15 protein-coding genes are annotated in these 18,115 nt (G+C 61.1%); 5 read left to right on the top strand and 10 right to left on the bottom strand.

From position 1 onward, the window contains the following. Positions 1–219: 219 nt before the first annotated feature. Positions 220–1,218 carry a Bug family tripartite tricarboxylate transporter substrate binding protein gene (locus ACTIE1_RS00410; RefSeq protein WP_439560350.1) on the bottom strand — a complete coding sequence of 333 codons (999 nt, stop codon included), beginning with the start codon at positions 1,216–1,218 and terminating at the stop codon, positions 220–222. 102 nt (positions 1,219–1,320) lie between these two features. Continuing rightward, positions 1,321–2,250, bottom strand: a complete 930-nt coding sequence (locus ACTIE1_RS00405; protein WP_439560351.1) for a LysR family transcriptional regulator — start codon at positions 2,248–2,250, stop codon at positions 1,321–1,323. A 107-nt stretch (positions 2,251–2,357) separates the two neighbouring features. Here ACTIE1_RS00405 and ACTIE1_RS00400 point away from each other — a divergent pair, with 107 nt between their 5' ends. The 3 genes from ACTIE1_RS00400 (at position 2,358) to ACTIE1_RS00390 (ending at position 5,237) form a co-directional block, all read left to right on the top strand. Continuing rightward, positions 2,358–4,037 carry an FAD-dependent oxidoreductase gene (locus ACTIE1_RS00400; RefSeq protein WP_439560352.1) on the top strand — a complete coding sequence of 560 codons (1,680 nt, stop codon included), beginning with the start codon at positions 2,358–2,360 and terminating at the stop codon, positions 4,035–4,037. Beyond that, positions 4,034–4,819, top strand: a complete 786-nt coding sequence (locus tag ACTIE1_RS00395) for a sugar phosphate isomerase/epimerase family protein (RefSeq protein ID WP_439560353.1) — start codon at positions 4,034–4,036, stop codon at positions 4,817–4,819. The genes ACTIE1_RS00400 and ACTIE1_RS00395 overlap by 4 nt, the downstream gene beginning before the upstream one ends. Positions 4,820–5,030: 211 nt before the next feature. Beyond that, positions 5,031–5,237 carry a cold-shock protein gene (locus ACTIE1_RS00390; RefSeq protein WP_228686443.1) on the top strand — a complete coding sequence of 69 codons (207 nt, stop codon included), beginning with the start codon at positions 5,031–5,033 and terminating at the stop codon, positions 5,235–5,237. A gap of 210 nt (positions 5,238–5,447) precedes the next feature. On the opposite strand, the gene ACTIE1_RS00385 is transcribed toward ACTIE1_RS00390, so the two are convergent. The 8 genes from ACTIE1_RS00385 to ACTIE1_RS00350 all read right to left on the bottom strand — a co-directional run bounded on the left by ACTIE1_RS00385 (position 5,448) and on the right by ACTIE1_RS00350 (position 14,014). Further along, positions 5,448–6,935: a mannitol dehydrogenase family protein gene (locus ACTIE1_RS00385; protein WP_439560354.1), complete on the bottom strand. Its 1,488-nt coding sequence runs from the start codon at positions 6,933–6,935 to the stop codon at positions 5,448–5,450. Continuing rightward, positions 6,923–7,696 carry an L-iditol 2-dehydrogenase gene (locus ACTIE1_RS00380; RefSeq protein WP_439560355.1) on the bottom strand — a complete coding sequence of 258 codons (774 nt, stop codon included), beginning with the start codon at positions 7,694–7,696 and terminating at the stop codon, positions 6,923–6,925. The genes ACTIE1_RS00385 and ACTIE1_RS00380 overlap by 13 nt, the downstream gene beginning before the upstream one ends. Continuing rightward, the gene (locus ACTIE1_RS00375; RefSeq protein ID WP_439560356.1) at positions 7,693–8,697 is read right to left on the bottom strand and encodes an ABC transporter ATP-binding protein; all 1,005 of its coding nucleotides are present in this window, start codon (positions 8,695–8,697) and stop codon (positions 7,693–7,695) included. The genes ACTIE1_RS00380 and ACTIE1_RS00375 overlap by 4 nt, the downstream gene beginning before the upstream one ends. 11 nt (positions 8,698–8,708) lie before the next feature. Further along, positions 8,709–9,539, bottom strand: coding sequence for a carbohydrate ABC transporter permease (locus ACTIE1_RS00370; protein ID WP_439560357.1), 831 nt, complete (start codon positions 9,537–9,539; stop codon positions 8,709–8,711). 10 nt (positions 9,540–9,549) lie between these two features. Next, complete coding sequence (locus ACTIE1_RS00365) at positions 9,550–10,416, bottom strand: carbohydrate ABC transporter permease (protein ID WP_439560358.1); 867 nt, start codon at positions 10,414–10,416, stop codon at positions 9,550–9,552. Between the two features lie 127 nt (positions 10,417–10,543). Continuing rightward, positions 10,544–11,857: an ABC transporter substrate-binding protein gene (locus ACTIE1_RS00360; protein ID WP_439560359.1), complete on the bottom strand. Its 1,314-nt coding sequence runs from the start codon at positions 11,855–11,857 to the stop codon at positions 10,544–10,546. Positions 11,858–11,948: 91 nt separating this feature from the next. Beyond that, entirely contained in the window at positions 11,949–12,971 is a 1,023-nt protein-coding gene (locus ACTIE1_RS00355) for a LacI family DNA-binding transcriptional regulator (protein WP_439560360.1), read from the bottom strand. Between the two features lie 119 nt (positions 12,972–13,090). Continuing rightward, positions 13,091–14,014, bottom strand: a complete 924-nt coding sequence (locus tag ACTIE1_RS00350) for a LysR family transcriptional regulator (protein WP_439563215.1) — start codon at positions 14,012–14,014, stop codon at positions 13,091–13,093. 100 nt (positions 14,015–14,114) lie between these two features. On the opposite strand from ACTIE1_RS00350, the gene ACTIE1_RS00345 reads away from it, so the two are divergent. Beyond that, on the top strand, positions 14,115–15,680 hold the full coding sequence (locus ACTIE1_RS00345; RefSeq protein ID WP_439563214.1) for a proton-conducting transporter transmembrane domain-containing protein: 1,566 nt from the start codon (positions 14,115–14,117) through the stop codon (positions 15,678–15,680). A 33-nt stretch (positions 15,681–15,713) separates the two neighbouring features. Further along, the gene (locus ACTIE1_RS00340) at positions 15,714–18,083 is read left to right on the top strand and encodes a YbcC family protein (protein ID WP_439560363.1); all 2,370 of its coding nucleotides are present in this window, start codon (positions 15,714–15,716) and stop codon (positions 18,081–18,083) included. The last annotated feature ends 32 nt before the right edge of the window (positions 18,084–18,115 follow it).

The raw sequence follows: 18,115 nt of genomic DNA, 5'->3' as shown, positions 1-18,115 counted from the left end.
ATGTCCGGCTACGGATCAGATCTTGTCGTTGCGATTATGCGCCTGCGCAATACGGGCATAAAGCAGTTTCAGGCAATCCGCCAAGGATCAGCTTACCGGAATTGCGCATCATCCAATATCAAGACTGTGCCGGTATCATCACGCGCAGCACCCCCTTTGGTGCACACCGCCCGTCACAAAAGACGCCGGACCCGCATCACGCAGGTCCGGCGCAGGCCGTCAGGGGCGTTCGATCCCGAAATCTTCGGGCGAATTTTGTGTCACACCCGCATCATGCAACAGCCATGTGGTGTTTTGCTGCCAGCGGTTCATGAAATCAGCGGCTTCATCACCCGCAATGTTCATCATGGTGAACCCGCGATTGTCGATCATCTCGACAAAATCGGCATTTTGCGCGGCTTCGGAATAGGCCGCCTGAAGCGCGCCGACCACATCATCAGGTGTGCCGTTTTTCACGAAAATCCCGAAGAACGGCCCCCATGGCAGCAGATCGTTATAGGCGTCATTGAACGATGTCACCGTCGGCACATCTGGCAGGCGTTCATTGCTGTCCACATCGAACACGGCCAGCGGTTTCATTGTACCTGCGCGGATGCCTTCGATCGCGGCCCCCAGAACGGCGGGCATCACATCAATCGCGCCGCCTTGCAGCGCGGTCAGCGCGGGGCCATCGCCGTCAAAGGGCACGGAAATCACGTCCAGATCGCCCTCGACCGCGTTCATCATCGCGGTAATAACCGATGGCAGACCGCCCGGACCGGTTGCCCCAAAGCGCACTTCGCCCGGATTTTCCGCAATGAACTCCATCAGTTCAGCGTAGTCGTTATAGGGTGTGTCCTGACCGGACACCAGAATAGGCGTGCCACGTGCCAGCAGGTTGATCGCGATGAAGTCGCTGTAATCCTTGTCGCCAAGGCCCATGACCTTGTAAAGCAGCGGGTTTTCCGCGCCCATCAGCAATGTGTAGCCATCCGCCGCCTGATCGGCCACATGGTTCAGGCCAATCGCACCCACGCCGCCGGTCATGTTCTGCATGACAACCGTGCCGCCCAGCACGGCCTCTGCGTGGGGGGTCACTGACCGCATCACCACATCGGTTGACCCGCCGGCACCCCATTGGATGATGCCTTGAATTTCCTTGGTCGGAAAATCCTGCGCCATTGCGCCGCCTGTTCCGATAAGTGCGGCAGAAACTGCACCAAATACAGTATATTTCATAATATCCTCCCTAGAACGGCGCGACCACCGCGCCTTGCCATCGTTATTGCGATTCAGGCAAATAACGTCAAATATCAAATATGATCCAATGTGAACATGATGTTAATTTATATCTTTTGCAGGATCACTCCATCGGTCGGTGGCCAGCCGCAATTCACGCCGGAACCGTTCAATTGTATATTCTGCAAAATTCGACAGGTTCCGCCCCTTTTTGCGCACCACATTCACATGCACGGTCGCTTCCTCCTGCAAGGGGCGGCACACCAGCCCCGGCAAATAGACTTCTGCCACCGAAAATTCGTCAATCAATGCAACCCCCAGCCCATGGCGCACCAGACTGACCACAGTTTGAGCAAAACGTCCGCGCATGCTTTGTTCAAGCGGCATGCCCGCATCCTTGAACGGTTTGGCCAGAATCGCGCCGTAAGGGTCAGACGGGTCCACACCGATCAACGGCTCGCCCGCCAGATCGCGCACCGACAAAACCGCCCGACCGGCCAGACGGTGACCTTCGGGCAGGACCACCACAATACGCCCGCGCGCCAGTTCAGTATTTTCCACGCCGGGGTTCTGGATCGCAGATGACATGATCACGAACTCCCCCCGTTCCAGCAGCAGGTAATCGACGGTTTCTTCTATTTTCAGGATGTTCAGATCAATAAACAGATCGGGATAGCGCCCGCGCACCGACCGCAAAACCCGCGCCGCGATGAACTGCGCAACCGACGGTGCCGACGCAAAGGCCAGATCGGCCCCGTCGCCCTTTTGCAGATTGAACAGCGCATGATGCAGGTTTTCAACGCCGCGATACACCTCGCGCACCTGATCGAATACTGCACCGGCTTCGACTGCCGGAATAAACAGCCCTTCTCGGCGTTCAAACAGACGCAGGCCAAGGGTTTCTTCGGTATGTTTGACAAGGCGGCTAATGCCGGGCGGCGATACGCCCAAAAACTCTGCCGCCCCGCTGATGGTCCCGCGCAGCATGACTGCGCGAATAACCTCGATCTGGCGCAGGGTAAGTTCTTTCATCACATCCTCCCGCGCGCAGATTAACATAGCGTTACGCATCACGCAAAAACGATAATTGACGTTAACCCGCTTTCTTCTGAATGCTAGCTCCAACACAGGAGAGGCGCGTGAGTCCAAACTCGTTTGACATCATAGTTCTGGGGTCAGGGGCCGCAGGGCTTGCCGCAGCGGTCACGGCGGCATGGCACGGCGCGAAGGTGCTTGTTCTGGAATCCGCCGACGTCCTGGGCGGCACAACCGCGTGGTCAGGCGGCTGGATCTGGGCGCCCGGCACGGCGCTGGCACAGGCCGCAGGCTTTGACACGGCACGGGACGCGCCACGCCGCTATTTGCAACAGGTCATGGGCAACCATTTCAACGCCGAACGGGTGGACGCCTTTTTGGGCGCAGCGCCCGCAATGGTGGATTTCTTTCACAATCATACATCCGTGCAATTCGACCTTGGCGGCGGCATTCCGGACACCTACAGCCATGTCTCGGGGGCTGGTATGGGCGGTCGCTCCGTCATTGCGCGCGCTTATGACGGGCGCGGACTGAAGCGCGATATCCGCCTGCTGCGCCTGCCCTTGCGCGAAACCACCTTTCACGGGATGACCATTCAGGCAGGGGCGGACCTGCGCAGTTTCCTGACCATGACACGCAACACAAGCTCGTTTCTTCACGCCACCAAGCGGGTTTTGCACCACACCCGCGATCTGGCCCTGCACGGGCGCGGAATGGACCTGCGCAATGGCGCGGCGCTGGCCGCACGGCTGATGCGATCCGCGCTTGATCTGGGCGTTGCGTGGCATGTGAATACCACTGTGACAGCATTGCTGCGCCACGCAAACGGCGTGGATGGCGTGCAACTGGCCTGCGGTCGGATACTACGCGCGCGCAAAGGCGTTATTCTGGCGACCGGCGGCTATGGCCATGATGCCGCACGGCGCGCAACAAGCTTTCCGCGCGATGACGAACACCGCAGCCTTAGTGTTCCAACGGCCCAAGGGACAGGCGCAGCGCTGGCCACCGCGATCGGGGCGCAGTTTGACCAAAGCGCGGCAGCGCCCGCCGCCTACTGCCCCGTCTCGGTCGTGCCGTATCCGGGCGGGTCAAGCGGCGTGTTCCCCCATATCATTGACCGGGGCAAACCGGGGCTTGTCGGGGTTCTTGCCAATGGCAGGCGCTTTTGCAACGAAGGGCTTGGCTATCATGATTACGTCACCGCCCTGCTGGACGCCACGCCGCACGGGCAGCCCGCCCAATCTTGGCTGGTCTGTGACCACCGTTTCTTGCGCCGCTACGGATTGGGCATCGTGCGCCCTGCCCCCGTGCCATGGCGGCATTGGCAAAGGCGCGGTTATCTGACCACCGCCAACACCCTGCACCAGCTTGCCCGCGCCTGCGGCATTGACGCGGACGGGCTGGCGCGGACCATTGCGGATTGGAACACCCGTGCAGCGGACGGGCATGACCCGGAATTCGGCAGGGGAACCACCGCCTATATGCGCCTGCAAGGGGACCCCGATCAAGGCCCGAACCCCTGCGTGGCCCCGATTGTCACGCCGCCCTTCCATGCCGTCAGGGTCACGCCCGGCAGTTTCGGAACATTCGCGGGCCTTGCCTGTGACGGCGCGGCGCGGGTTCTGGACGCGACAGGCGCCCCCATCGCGCGGCTGTATTGTGCAGGCGCAGACGCCGCCAGCCCCTTCGGCGGGTTCTACCCGGCAGGGGGCATCAATCTTGGCCCTGCCATGACTTTCGGCTTTGTCGCAGGCCGTCATGCTGTCACAGGAAAACGCCCATGACCCGCCGCCTGTCGCTGGCCCATCTCAGCGCAATCTTCCTGTCCCCGCCCGAACTGGTGCATGCAGCAGCAGCTGCGGGGTTCGATGCCGTGGGCCTGCGCCTGTTGCGCGTCACCGATGACAGCCCCGGCTACCCGCTGATGGACGACCCAGCATTGATGCGCCAAACCCGCGATGCACTGGCCCGCACCGGATTGGCAGTGTCCGATATCGAATTCGTCCGCATCACGCCGGATCTGGACCCCGCCAGCTTGCGCCCCTTGCTGGATGCCGGCGCGGAGCTGGGCGCGCGCCACCTGATCTGCGCCCCCTATGATGATGATCTGGCGCGGCTGGGTGACAAACTGGACCGGATCGGCACGCATTGCGCCGCGCGCGGCCTGTCGCCGGTGCTGGAATTCTTCCCATGGACGCCCGTGCCCGACCTTGCCACCTGCTGGGATGTGGTGCGCGACACTGCCCCCGATGTGGGCATATTGCTGGATGTCCTGCATTTCGACCGGTCCGCCAGCACATTGGACCAGATCGCGCAAATCCCCCCCGCGCGCCTGCCCTTCATTCATATCTGCGACGCAATGTGCCACCCGCCCTACACAACGCAGCAGTTGCTGCACACCGCCCGCGAGGACCGCCTGCCGCCGGGCGCAGGGCAGATAGATATCGCAGCCATACTGGCGGCCCTGCCCCCGGACACCCCGTTGGGAACAGAAGTTCCCATGCCACGACACCAGCCGCTGGACCGGCATCTGCGAACTCTCTACCAAAGCGTATCCGCGTTTTAACGCTGCCCGCCACCGGCCGCCATCTTGAACGGCACCGGAATATCCCGCGTCCCTCCTGCCCCCTTGCAATCATACGAACAAACAGTCATAAGGACGGTGCAAAGCTTCTTCATTCGATCTTCTGTCTCCTTTCGGCTTCAGTTGCGACTCTGACGACACTGGGCCGGACCACCGCGATCATGCGGGTGGTATATAATAAGGGGATAACACGATGGCCAATGGCACCGTGAAATGGTTCAACGCAACAAAAGGTTTCGGCTTCATCGCGCCCGAGCATGGCTCCAAGGACGTCTTCGTCCATGTGACCGCTCTGGAACGCGCGGGCATCCGCCAGCTTGATGACGGTCAGGCCGTCACATTCGATCTGGAAAGCGACCGCAACGGCCGTGAATCCGCGACGAACCTCGCACTGGCCTGAACCGCGTTCAGCCAGTCATGCGATCAGGACGGGGGTGACGTTGGTCACCCCCGTTTTGCGTTTCAGTCAGCAGCACTGAAAACACCCGCAGCCTGTACCTGCTTGGTTCATTCTGGCCCAAATATCCGCAGGGGGTGAATTGGGCCGACCGGCCCAAGAGGGGGGCAGCCGCCCCCCTGCACTGCCGGCAATCCTGTCAAACCCTGCGCGCTATGCGGCAACATGGTCCAGATAATGCGCCAGCGTGGCATCCACCCCGTCAGCCCCGATCATGCGCATCCAGTCGCAAAACGCATCTGCGAAACGCGGCGCCTGGGCCAGATCCCCGTAATACTGGCGCTGCTCCAACCACAGGACCGGTGCCTGCCGTGCGGCCCATGCGACTGTTTGCAGCGCGTCCCAGTTCGGGTCATTGGCCTCAATGACGCTGCCATCCTCGCGGATGCCGGTGCAATAGCGCGCCCAAAGCGCGCAGACCAGCGCAAGGCCTTTAACCGGCGTGCCCGCGCGCAACCCGTCGCGAACCGACGGGACAATGAAACCCGGCTGGCGGCTGGACCCGTCAAAGGCCACACGGCGCGTGGTGTCGGCAATTTCAGGGTTGGCAAAACGCTGCTCGATCCGGGCCAGATAGTCCAGCGGCGCAACCCCCGGAACGGGGGCGACATGTGGCGCGATCTCGTCACGGACAACGCGGTGCAGAAACGCGCTGATCCCCGCATGTGCCATGGTTTGCGCGATCGTCGTCAGACCCAGCAAGTCCCCGATGTTGGAAATCACCTGATGGCCGCCATTCAGAATGCGGATTTTCATCAGTTCATACGCATGGACATCCGCTGTGAATGTCGCGCCCGCGCGGTCCCAGTCGGGGCGACCGGCACAGAAATCATCCTCGATCACCCATTGACGAAAATTCTCATGGGTGACGGGGGCTGCATCATCGATCCCGAAGCCCTGAACCAGTGCGATTTCACGCGGCCCTGTGGCGGGAACAATACAATCCACCATCGAATTCGGGAAACTGCACTGCGTGTCAATCCACGCGGCCAGCACCGGATCGGACAGCCGCGCCAGCGACACCACGCACTGGCGCAGCACTGCGCCATTGCCTTGCAGGTTGTCGCAACACAGCCCCGTAAACGGCCCAAGCCCGCGATCACGCCGCAACCGCAGCGCCGCCACCATCGCCCCAAAGGCCGTGCGCGGGCGCGCGGGGTTTGCCGCGTCGTGCATTATATCGGGGTGACGGCTGTGAAAACCGCCGCTGGCGGGGTCGATAAAATACCCCCCTTCGGTGACAGTCAGGGCCACAATACGGATTGCGGGGTCGGCCATTCGGGCAATCAGCGCCGCATTGTCGGCCTGCACCGGCAAAAAGCCGATCATCGCGCCGGTCACCTCTGCCGTGATGCCGGACGGGTCCAGTTCGATCAACGTGCTCAGGCAATCCTGCGCCAGAAGCCTGTCGCGCATGGCCGCATCGCCCGCGCGCACACCTGCGCCAATGATGGCCCAGTCGTGGTTCATGCCCTGATCGAACAGCCTGTGCAGATACCACGCCTGATGCGCGCGATGAAAATTGCCCAAGCCGATATGCACGATCCCCGCCGACAGGTCCGCGCGCGCATAGCGCGGCACCCGAATTTGCGCAGGCAGGCGGTCCAGTGTTGCAAGGGACAGGGGTGTCAGCTCATCCATTGGCCACCATCGACGTTATAGGTTTGCGCCACGATATAATCGGCATCCCGCGAGGCCAGAAAAACGGCCATACCCGTCAGGTCATCGGGCACGCCCATCCGGCCATAAGGCACCGATGCGCCCACTTCGCGCTTTTTCTGGCCCGGTGCCTTGCCTTCATATTTGGCGAAAAACGCATCCACGCCGTCCCAGTGTTCGCCATCCACAACACCGGGGGCTATGGCATTGACGTTGATCCCGTGGCTTATCAGGTTCAGCCCCGCCGATTGCGTCAGGCTGATGATCGCGGCCTTGCTGGCGCAATAGACCCCCACCAGCGCTTCACCACGCCGACCCGCCTGCGACGCCATATTGATGATCTTGCCGCCCTGCCCGCGTTCGATCATGTGGCGCGCCACAGCCTGCAATGTGAACAGCGTGCCCGCCACATTGATGTCAAAGCAGCGCGCATAATCGTCGCGCGTAATTTCGGCGATCGGGGCGGCGGTGAAGATGGCGGCATTATTGACCAATATGTCAATCTGCCCGAAATGCGCGATTCCCGCATGCACAGCGTTATCAATGCTGGCCTGCTGCGTGACATCCATTTCCAATGCCAGCGCGCTTTCGCCTAGACGCGCGGCCTCTGCCCGGGCGCGGTCCATGTCGATATCGCCAATCAGCACGCGCGCCCCTTCGCGGATATAGGCCTGCGCAAAGGCCAGCCCGATGCCGCGCGCGGCCCCTGTAATCAGCGCGGTTTTTCCTGCAAGTCGTGTCATGCGATACGAAGCCCCTGTTCGTCGAAACGGTGAATGACATCCGCGCGCGGGGTCATGTGAATGCGGTCACCATGGCGCAACCCCACCTCTCCGTCGGCGCGCACGGTAATCGTGTCGGCCAGTCCGGTATCATGCACATGGAAAAACGTGTCCGATCCCAGATGCTCTGACACTGCGACCACGCCCGACCACAACCCTTCGGTGGGGTGAACGCTGATATGTTCGGGCCGGATGCCGATTGTATGGGCGTCATGTCTGGCCGCTTCAGGGCCGGAAATCAGGTTCATCTTCGGCGAACCGATGAAGCCTGCCACAAACAGGTTGCGCGGCGCGCGATACAGGTCCAGCGGACTGCCCACTTGCTCGATATGGCCCGCGCGCAACACGACGATCTTGTCGGCCATGGTCATGGCTTCCACCTGATCATGGGTCACATAGATCATTGTGGTTTCCAGCCGCTTGTGCAGTTCCGAAATCTCCAGCCGCATGCCCACGCGCAACGCCGCATCAAGGTTGGACAGCGGTTCGTCAAACAGGAATGCCGCCGGTTCGCGCACAATGGCACGGCCAATTGCCACGCGCTGGCGCTGCCCGCCTGACAACTGGCCGGGGCGGCGGTCCAGATAATCGGTCAGGTTCAGAACGGCCGCCGCCTGTTCCACGCGGCGGTCCTGTTCAGCCTTGTCCAGCCCTGCCATGCGCAGCGGAAAGGCGATATTCTTGCGCACCGACATATGCGGATAAAGCGCATAGGACTGGAACACCATCGCCAACCCGCGTTTGGCGGGGGAAATGCTGGTGGCGTCCTGCCCGTCAATGCGGATCACCCCCGAGGTCACATCCTCCAACCCTGCAATAAGGCGCAAAAGCGTGGATTTACCGCAACCCGACGGGCCGACAAACACCGCGAATTCGCCATCTTCAATGGTCAGGTCCAGCGGCGGAATGACCGTGACATCGCCGAAACTTTTGGTCACCTGTTCAAGAACGATACGTCCCATCTTCTATATCCTTATTTCACTGCGCCAAAGGTCAGGCCGCGCACAAGTTGCTTCTGGCTGAACCAGCCAAGGATCAGGATCGGCGCAATGGCCATGGTCGATGCCGCCGACAATTTGGCGTAAAACAACCCTTCGGGGCTGGAATAACTGGCAATGAACGCGGTCAGGGGCGCGGCCTTGGCAGCGGTCAGGTTCAGCGTCCAGAACGCCTCGTTCCAGGCAAGGATCACGTTCAGCAGCACCGTGGACGCAATGCCCGGAATGGCCATGGGTGTCAGCACATACAGGATTTCCTCGCGCAGGCCTGCCCCGTCCATGCGCGCGGCTTCCAGAATTTCGCCGGGGATTTCCTTGAAATAGGTATACAGCATCCAGACCATGATCGGCAGATTGATGAACATCAACACCACAGTCAGTCCTATGCGCGTGTCCAGCAGGCCAAACTTGATGAAAATCAGATAGATCGGATACAGCACCCCCACCGCAGGCAGCATCTTGGTGGACAGCATCCACAGCAGAATATCCTTGGTCCGTTTGGACGGAACAAAAGCCATGGACCATGCGGCGGGAATGGCAATCAACAACCCCAGAAACGTGGACCCGCCCGCAATGATGATCGAATTCCACAAGAAGCGGCTGTAATCTGATCGCGCCTGCACAACGCGGTAATTGTCCAGTGTCCAGTCAAAGAAGAACCACACAGGCGGGTCGGCAATGGCGGTCGCTTCGGTTTTGAAACTGGTCAGAATGGTCCACAGGATGGGAAAGAAGATCAGCAGACCGACAATCCATGCGACGGTTGTGTTTATGATCTTGCGTTGGGGTGTGACGGCGCGGGCCATGGTTTCCTCCTCACCTGTCCAGATTTTTGCCAACGATGCGCATCAGAAACAGCGCAAGGATATTGGCCAGAATGATTGCATAGACCCCGCCTGCGGACCCAAGCCCCACATTCTGGCTTTCCAGCACGCGCTGGAAAATCAGATAGGTCAGCGTGCGGGTGCCAAACGCGCCTTGGGTGGTCACGAATATCTCGGCGAAAATGGCCAGCAGGAAAATGGTCTGGATCAGCACGACAATCGTGATCGCGCGCGCCAGATGCGGCAATGTAATGAAGAAGAAACGCGACAAGGGCGGCGCGCCATCCATTTCGGCCGCTTCCAGTTGTTCGCTGTCCAGCGACTGGATGGCCGTCAGCAAGATCAGCGTGGCAAATGGCAGCCATTGCCATGACACAATCAAAATGATCGACGGCATCGACGCTTCCGACAGCCATGACACCGGCGTGGCCCCGAAGAACCGCCATAAATGCGCAAACAGCCCGTTCACAGGGTCCATGAACATGTTTTTCCACACCAGCGCGGACACTGTGGGCATAACGAAAAACGGCGCGATGACCAGAATGCGGACAATCCCCTGCCCCCACATCGGCTGATCCAGCAATATGGCCAGCAGCACGCCCAGCACCACCGTAATGAGCAACACACCGCCCACAATCATCAACGTGGCCTGCACCGACGGCCAGAAGGCACTGGAATTCACGAACCGGACATAGTTTTCAAAGCCCACCCAGCCCAGATCGCCGCCACGCATGGGCAGATAGCGCTTGAAGGAAAAGATCACTGTCATCGTCAGCGGCACCAGCATCCAGCCCAGAAGCAGGATGACTGCAGGGGCCAGCATCAGGCGCGCGGCGGCTCTGGAAGCCTTGGTTGCCATGGTCATATCTCCGCCATGGGCGGCAAGGTGCCGCCGAGGGAATGGTCCGGGGTGGGAAGGTCACATCAAGAAAGAAAAAAGCCAGGGGATGGCGCGAAGGCCACCCCCTGACCCAGGGAGGAAAGCATCAGTAACCGGCGGCTTCCATTGCGTCGGTCGTCAATGCCTGCGCACGTTCCAGCGCCACTTCGACCGATTGCTGGCCCGCCAGTGCGTTGGCGAATTCCTGACCGACTTCGGTTGCGAAACCGGCAAATTCGGGAATGGCCACAAACTGCACACCGGTATAGGGGACCGGATCAACCGTTGGCTGCGTCGGGTCTGCCGAATTGATGGACCGCAGCGTCATTTCCGCGAAACTGGCCGCTTCCAGATAGTCGGCATTTTCATAAAGCGATGTGCGCGTTCCCGGCGGGACGTTGGCCCAGCCTTCGTTTTCGGCGACAAGCGCGGTGTAGTCCTTGCTGGTGGCCCATGCGATGAACGCTTTTGCCGCATCCGTCTGTTGCGACCCTGCGGGAACGGCCAGCGACCACGCCCACAACCAGTTGCCCCGCTTGCCAAGCCCGTTATCGGGGGCCAGTGCAAAACCAACCTGATCGGCCACGGTGGAATCGTTGGGGTTGGTCACGAAACTGGCGGCAACAGTGGCGTCAATCCACATGCCACAGCGGCCCTGCTGGAACAGCGACAGGTTTTCGTTGAACCCGTTATTTGCTGCCCCGGGGGGGCCATATTCGCCCATCAGGTCCATGTAGAAATTCAGCGTATTCGCCCATTCCTCGCTGTCGAACTGGGCGTTCCAGTCCTCATCGAACCAGCGCGCGCCGAAGCTGTTGGCCATGGCCGACAAGAAGGCCATATTCTCGCCCCAGCCGGCCTTGCCACGCAGACAAATGCCATACACGTCACCATCGGTCATGGCGCTTGCGGCTTCGCGAATAAACTCCCAGGTCGGGGCTTCGGGCATTTCCAGACCGGCCGCTTCCATCAGGTCGGTGCGATACATCACCATGGAGCTTTCGCCATAGAACGGCGCGGCATACAATTCGCCATCAACGGTCAGGCCGTCACGGATGGCAGGCAGCAGATCATCTGCATCCCAGTCGTCAGGCAGGTCATTCAGGGACACCAGCCAGCCATTCGCGCCCCAGATGGGCACTTCATAAGTGCCGATCGTCATGACATCAAACTGGCCGCCGCGCGTGGCAATGTCCTGTGTAACACGCTGGCGCAGCACATTTTCTTCCAGTGTCACCCATTCAAGGGTGATATCGGGATATTGCGCATTGAAATCGGCAGTCAGGCCCTGCATGCGGATCATGTCGCCGTTATTGACAGTGGCGATTGTCACGGTGCCGGACAATTCCTGCGCATGCCCCGCAGTTGCCGCAGCAATGGCCAGCGCACTCGCGATACCGAGTGACGTTCTGATAGACATCCCTTCTCCTCCCTTGATTGATTGGATGATGGGATGCAGCCTAGGTCGAATCGCATCGCGCAGTCAATAATTATTTTACGCGCGCAAACTTTTAAGCAGACGCCCGCATCACCAAGCGCCCCTCAAACAAAGTTTCGGATCGCGCCTGACCTGATCTGCCGCCCTCGATCAGGTCGAACAATATACGGGTGCTGCGGTTTGACACCGCCTCGTAATCCTGCGCCACTGTCGTCAGCGGCGGACAGGTGAAGCGCGAAAAGGGGTGGTCGTCAATGCCCGCCACACGCAGCGCACAATCAGGGCCGTGCCCGATGCGCAGCCCGCGTTCATAACAGCCCGTCAAAAACCCGATGGCCAAACGGTCATTGCTGCATAAGACTGTGTTCGTGACCAGTTGCCTGTTGTCAATGACATGCAACGCGCCTTCATAGCCAACTTTCTCGAACTCCCACCCCTCGCCTGCGACGCGCAAAACCGTGGGCGCATGGCCAAGCCGTTCCATAACCGAGATATAGGCATTGCGGCGCTTGTTGGCGTTGGGATTCACCGGCTGCATTTCCAGAAAACAAGGCGCCTCGCCCGTGCGGCACAAATACTCTACGATCTGGTCCACGAACTGGGCATTGTCAGACCCCACAAACGCCTCGCCCACCCCTTCGATATAGCTGTCAAACAGCACCGTGGGCACGTCCTTGCAGAATTTTTCAATTCTGGCCCTATCAGACCGCCGCCCCAGCGGCGCAAGCAAGACCCCTGCGGGCTTCAGGGATCGCAGACTATCAAGGATACTGTTTTCCAGCGCCTGATCCCCGTGAGAGCTGAACAGGATAGGCCAGAAACCGGAATCAATGCAGCGCCGTTCAATGCAGCGCGCAATCTCGGCGAAAAACGGATCGGCCAGATACGGCACGACGATGCCGATATTCTTGGTCAGCTTGCGGTTCTGGTTTACGGCAAAAATATTCGGACGGTAATCATACTGCGCCAACGCCTGCTCGATGCGGTCGCGGGTGGTTTTGCGGACGCTTTCGGGGTCATTGAAATATTTGGACACGGTCGGCCGCGAAATGCCCGTCAAGCGGGCGAATTCTTCCATGTTTCTGATCTTGGTCATTGGTCCATCAACATTCTTCCTACCCCATCCTCATCCCGTGCCTGTCGGTCGGCAATGCATCAATGCAAAGAAAAATCTTTACACGCGACAACATCATATCTTTACAGTAGGCTTTTTCGTCAAGACGGGTCAACAGATACTGCCGCCAGCTGCCCCACATCACCAGTTTGCGCAATTTCCAGAACCTGCGCCAGCAGCGGGTTGGGGAAACGCCGCTTTCGGGTCACGGCCAGAAAATACTCGCGCATTCCCTCAAGGCGCGCGGCTTCGCGCAACAGCCCGGATTGCAATTCATCCGCAACGACAATCGGCGGAATCACCGCAAGGCCCGCATTCTCGCGTGCAAGAAGTCGCAGCATGGCCATGTCATCTGCTTCTGCCGCAATGGCGGGAATAACGCCCAGCCGCGCACTCAGCGCATCGAACCCCGCGCGCAAGGCCGTGTCAGGTGCAGGCAGGATCAATGGTTCGCTGGCAAGCAGGTCGCGTATTGTGCGCGGTTGCCTGCCAACACGCGCCGCTGTGCCAATCAGGCTGACAGGTTGTTCCGCCAGCGATGTCACCATCCAGGGGCTGTGCGCATCATGCACGGGCGGCGCGTTGGTCAGAACAACGTCCAGCGCCAGTGTTTCCAACCCGCGCAGCAATTCCACCTGCGAGCCGGACCGCACCACCACCTCCACATCGGCACGGCCCAGAACCGGACGCAGGAACTGCATCTGGAAATTGCGCGACAGCGTGGCCAATGCCCCCACACGCAACGCCCGCCGCGCCGTGCCGGTCTGATGCAAGGTCGCCGTCAAATCCTCGGCGGTGCGAAAAATCGCTTCGGCATGGTCCAGCGCGATCTGGCCCGCCTCTGTCAGGTGCAAGCCGCGCCCCCGCCGTTCAAACAACGCATGCCCAAGCGATGCTTCCAGGGCGCGCAGTTGCGTGGACAGCGCCGATTGCGACAGGTTCAGGACACGCGCGGCGCCCGTCAGCGTGCCATCAAGGGCAACAGCGCGAAACAGGCGCAGGTGATGCAGGTTGATTGCAGCCATAGTTCCACCAGACAGAATAATTAATGCTAAAATATGTAATTTCATAGAAGCACTGCAAGCAGTATCTGGCGCAAAACCATCACTGCACAGGAATTCGCCAATGACAACGCTCCCCCCTCTGACGCTGGTCGCCCCCGTGCTGCTGTTGGCCGTTGCGGCCTTCGGGCTGCGCAATTCGGGTCGCAGGCCGGGACACCTGCCACATCTGGCCGAAGCGGCGGCCTTTGGCGGGCTGGTGCTGGCCATGTGCGGCGCGGTGCAACTGTGGGGAAACGGCCCTGTGACATGGGGGGCGGGCGCGGAACCCGCGATATTTGTGTTCCGGCTTGACGCCCTTAGCGTGACAATGGTGGGTCTTGTTTCCTTCATCGGCTGGATTGTCACCCGCTATGCACGCAGCTATCTGGACGGAGAGGCCCGCGAAGGCGCATTTCACACATTGATGCTGGTCACACTGGCGTCTGTGCTGGTGCTGGTGCAATCGGGCAGCCTGTGGGTGCTGGTGCTGGCGTCACTTGCGATCGGCCAAGGCCTGCGGCGCCTGTTGCTGTTTTACGCAGACCGCCCCGAGGCGCGGCGCGCGGCGACAAAATTCGCGATATGCTGGGGCGCAGGCGATGCGGCACTGATTGCAGCGGCGGCCCTGCTATGGGGCGCATATGGGACCACTGAAATCACGGCACTGACCGCAGCCGCAACAGATGCGCGCCTGCCGATGGGCGTGCAACTCTCGGTTGGCCTGCTGGTTCTGGCGGCCGCGTTGAAAACAGCACTGTTTCCCCTGCATGGCTGGCTGACCGAGGTGATGGAGGCGCCCACCCCTGTTTCCGCCCTGCTGCATGCCGGAATGATCAACGCGGGCGGGTTCATATTGATCCGGCTGGCGGATCTGATACAGGCCACCCCCACTGCCATGGCGGCGCTGGTCATGCTGGGCGGGTTTACCGCCTTGTTCGGGGCTGTGGTCATGCTGACGCAAAGTGCGGTCAAAACCGCACTTGCATGGTCAACTGTGTCACAGATGGGGTTCTTGCTGCTGCAATGCGGTTTGGGCCTGTGGCCGCTGGCGCTGCTGCACATCGTGGCGCATTCACTGTATAAGGCGCATGCATTTCTGGCATCCGGCAACGCCATCGCCCATGTTGCGCAGCTTCGCAAACCCGGCCCTGTCGCGGTGCCGGGGGCGGGTGCGGTATTGCGGGCCTTTGCGGCGGCACTGGTGCTGTATGCGGGGGTTGCGGCGGGCTATGCATTCCTGTCTGGGCCAAAGTCACCACAAGCACTGGCGCTGGGGGCCATCCTGATTTTTGGTGTGGCCTATCTGATTGCACAAGGGCTTGCAGACAGCGCCCCCAAGGCATTGACACTTCGCACAACCATTGCCGCATTCGGGGCGGCCATCGCGTATTTCGGCTTCCATCTTGGTGCCTTTGCACTGTGGGGGGCGCATGTGCCCGCGCCGCCCGTGGCTGGCCCGCTGGAATGGGCGTTGATCACGCTGGCGATCATGTCTTTCGGGGTGGTGGCGATTGCACAGGCGCTGTTTCCGATCTGGGCGCATCATCCGGCAGCCGCCGGTTTGCGGGTCCATCTTGCCAATGGCCTGTATCTGAATGCGGTGCTTGATCGCATGATCGGCGGCTTGCGGCTTCCGCAGCGTCATTGATTTTTCAACATTATGCCCATGGAAAGTAACAAAATGTTCCTGAAACATGCAGAAATCAAACCTGCGCGCATTTCCGCCCTGCTGGGTGCCGCAGAACGGGCCGCGCGCGCCATCCCGCCCGCCTTCCCCCTGACAGCCACTGTTGCGGTCAACCCGTTCATGGGACAGGCCAATCTTGACCTTGCCAATACCCAAGCGCGTCTGGCACGGGTGGCCGGTGTCCGGCTGACACAGACGCGGGCGCAATATGGCGCGCTGCTGGACGCTGGCACCATCACCAACACGGATTTGCATGACGCCTTGCTGGCCAGTGACAGCCCGCGAAAACCCGCCAGCCTGACGGCCCTGCTGGCCCATCTGTCCAGCCCCGGACATCAGCCAGCGGCCCTGCCCACCTTGGCGGATCATGCTGCACAAGCCAGTGGCACGGACTGGCCTGCGATCATTGCGCGCAGTTTCGGCTTGTGGGCCGCAGGACATTTCGAAACCGGACAGGCCCTGTGGACGCCCGCGCCGGGCAAGGGGGCCTTCAGCGCATGGCGCGACTGGGCCAGCCACGACCTGACCCCCGAGATATCGGGCCTGACGGGGTTTTGCGCCCATGTCGCAGCGGCCCCCGACACCGCCGAACGCGCGATCCTGCACGTCTGTGACGCGCTGGACATTCCCGATGCCGCCGCTGAGTCCGTCTTTCACCGCTTGCTGATGGATCTGGGCGGCTGGACACAACATGCGCGCTGGCTGCTGTGGCAGGCCGAACTTGAAGGCGGCACGGACAGCACGGTAACCGACCTTCTGGCCATCCGCCTGATCTGGGAAACGGCGCTGCTGGCGCATGCGCCTGCCCTTGCGACACCATGGGCGCAAACCTGCGCGGCACATGCCGAACCTGTCGCGGCGACAGCGGATCACTGCATTGACGCCATCCTGCAAGATGCCAGCGAACGCGCCTACCAGCGCAAGCTGGCCGCTGCGCTGAGTGGACGGCAGCCCCATGAGGGGCGCGCGACGCTACAGGCCGCGTTCTGTATCGATGTCCGCTCCGAGGTGTTCCGGCGGCAGTTTGAAAGCCTGAACAACGGGATTGAAACACTTGGATTTGTTGGCTTCTTCGGCTTGCCGCTTGCCCATAAGCCGCATGGCACGGATATGGCCCAATCACATTTGCCCGTGTTGTTGCACCCCACGGTGACGTCATGCAACCACGCCACACCTGCGCGCGAACACAGCGCCCGCATCGCGGCACGCGCCGTGCGGGCGTGGGGCCGGTTCCGGCAGGCGGCGGTTTCGTCCTTCGCCTTTGTCGAGGCCGCTGGCCCCCTTTATGGCTGGAAGCTGGTGAAATCGGCGCTTGCCCGCACACCACAGGCCGGACCGACGACACCCGCGCCCCGTTTTGAAACCGCGCTTTCGGCACAGGACAAGGCCGAAACCGCCGCAAAGATCCTGCGCGCCATGAGCCTGCAATCAGGGCATGCGCGGCTGGTTCTGCTGTTGGGCCATGGCGCAACCATACCCAACTCCCCCCATGCCAGCGCGTATCAATGCGGGGCCTGCGGCGGGCAGTCCGGAGAGGTGTCTGCACGCCTTCTGGCACAGTTGCTGAACGATCCCGAAACCCGTGCCGGATTGCCCGCGCAAGGTATCACCCTGCCCGATGACACGCTGTTTCTGGCCGGTCTGCATGACACGACCACGGATAAGGTCACTGTGTTCCCCGACACCCCTGCCCCCGATCACAAGCGCGATATCGCGCAGGCTGTGGACTGGCTGGATCGCGCGGGCGCGCTGACGCGGGCAGTGCGGGCTGCGCGCCTGCCGCGTGCGCGGACCGACAAGATAATCGCGCGTGCGGCAAACTGGGCCGAAACGCGCCCCGAATGGGGGCTGGCGGGCTGTGCGGCCTTCATCGCCGCGCCGCGCACCACCACAGCGGGCGCTGATCTGGGCGGGCGGGCCTTCTTGCACAGTTATGACTGGCAGACCGATGAGGGGTTTTCCACGCTGGAATTGATCCTGACCGCGCCGGTGGTCGTGGCCAGCTGGATAAGTCTGCAATATTATGCGTCCAGTGTCGCACCGGTTGCATTCGGCGGGGGCAACAAACTGATTCATAACGTGGTGGGCGGCATCGGGGTGGTACAGGGAAATGGCGGCATATTGCGGCCGGGTCTGCCATGGCAGGCCGTCCATGACGGGCAGCGTCTTGTCCACACGCCCCTGCGCCTGTCCGTCCTGATCGAGGCCCCGCAGCACGCCATTGCCGATGTGCTGGCCCGCCATGACGGGTTGCGCGCCCTGTTCGACAACACATGGCTACACCTGCTTGCGCTGCAAGACGGGCAGGTTCGGGCACGCTACCGGCCGGGCCTGAACTGGCAGGCTGTGGAACAGCTAGCATGACAACGCCCCATTGACCGCCCTGCCCCCCGTCA

Source organism: Roseinatronobacter sp., from assembly GCF_051859525.1.
Classification (GTDB): domain Bacteria; phylum Pseudomonadota; class Alphaproteobacteria; order Rhodobacterales; family Rhodobacteraceae; genus Roseinatronobacter.
This window is presented reverse-complemented; position numbering and strand designations above follow the sequence as displayed.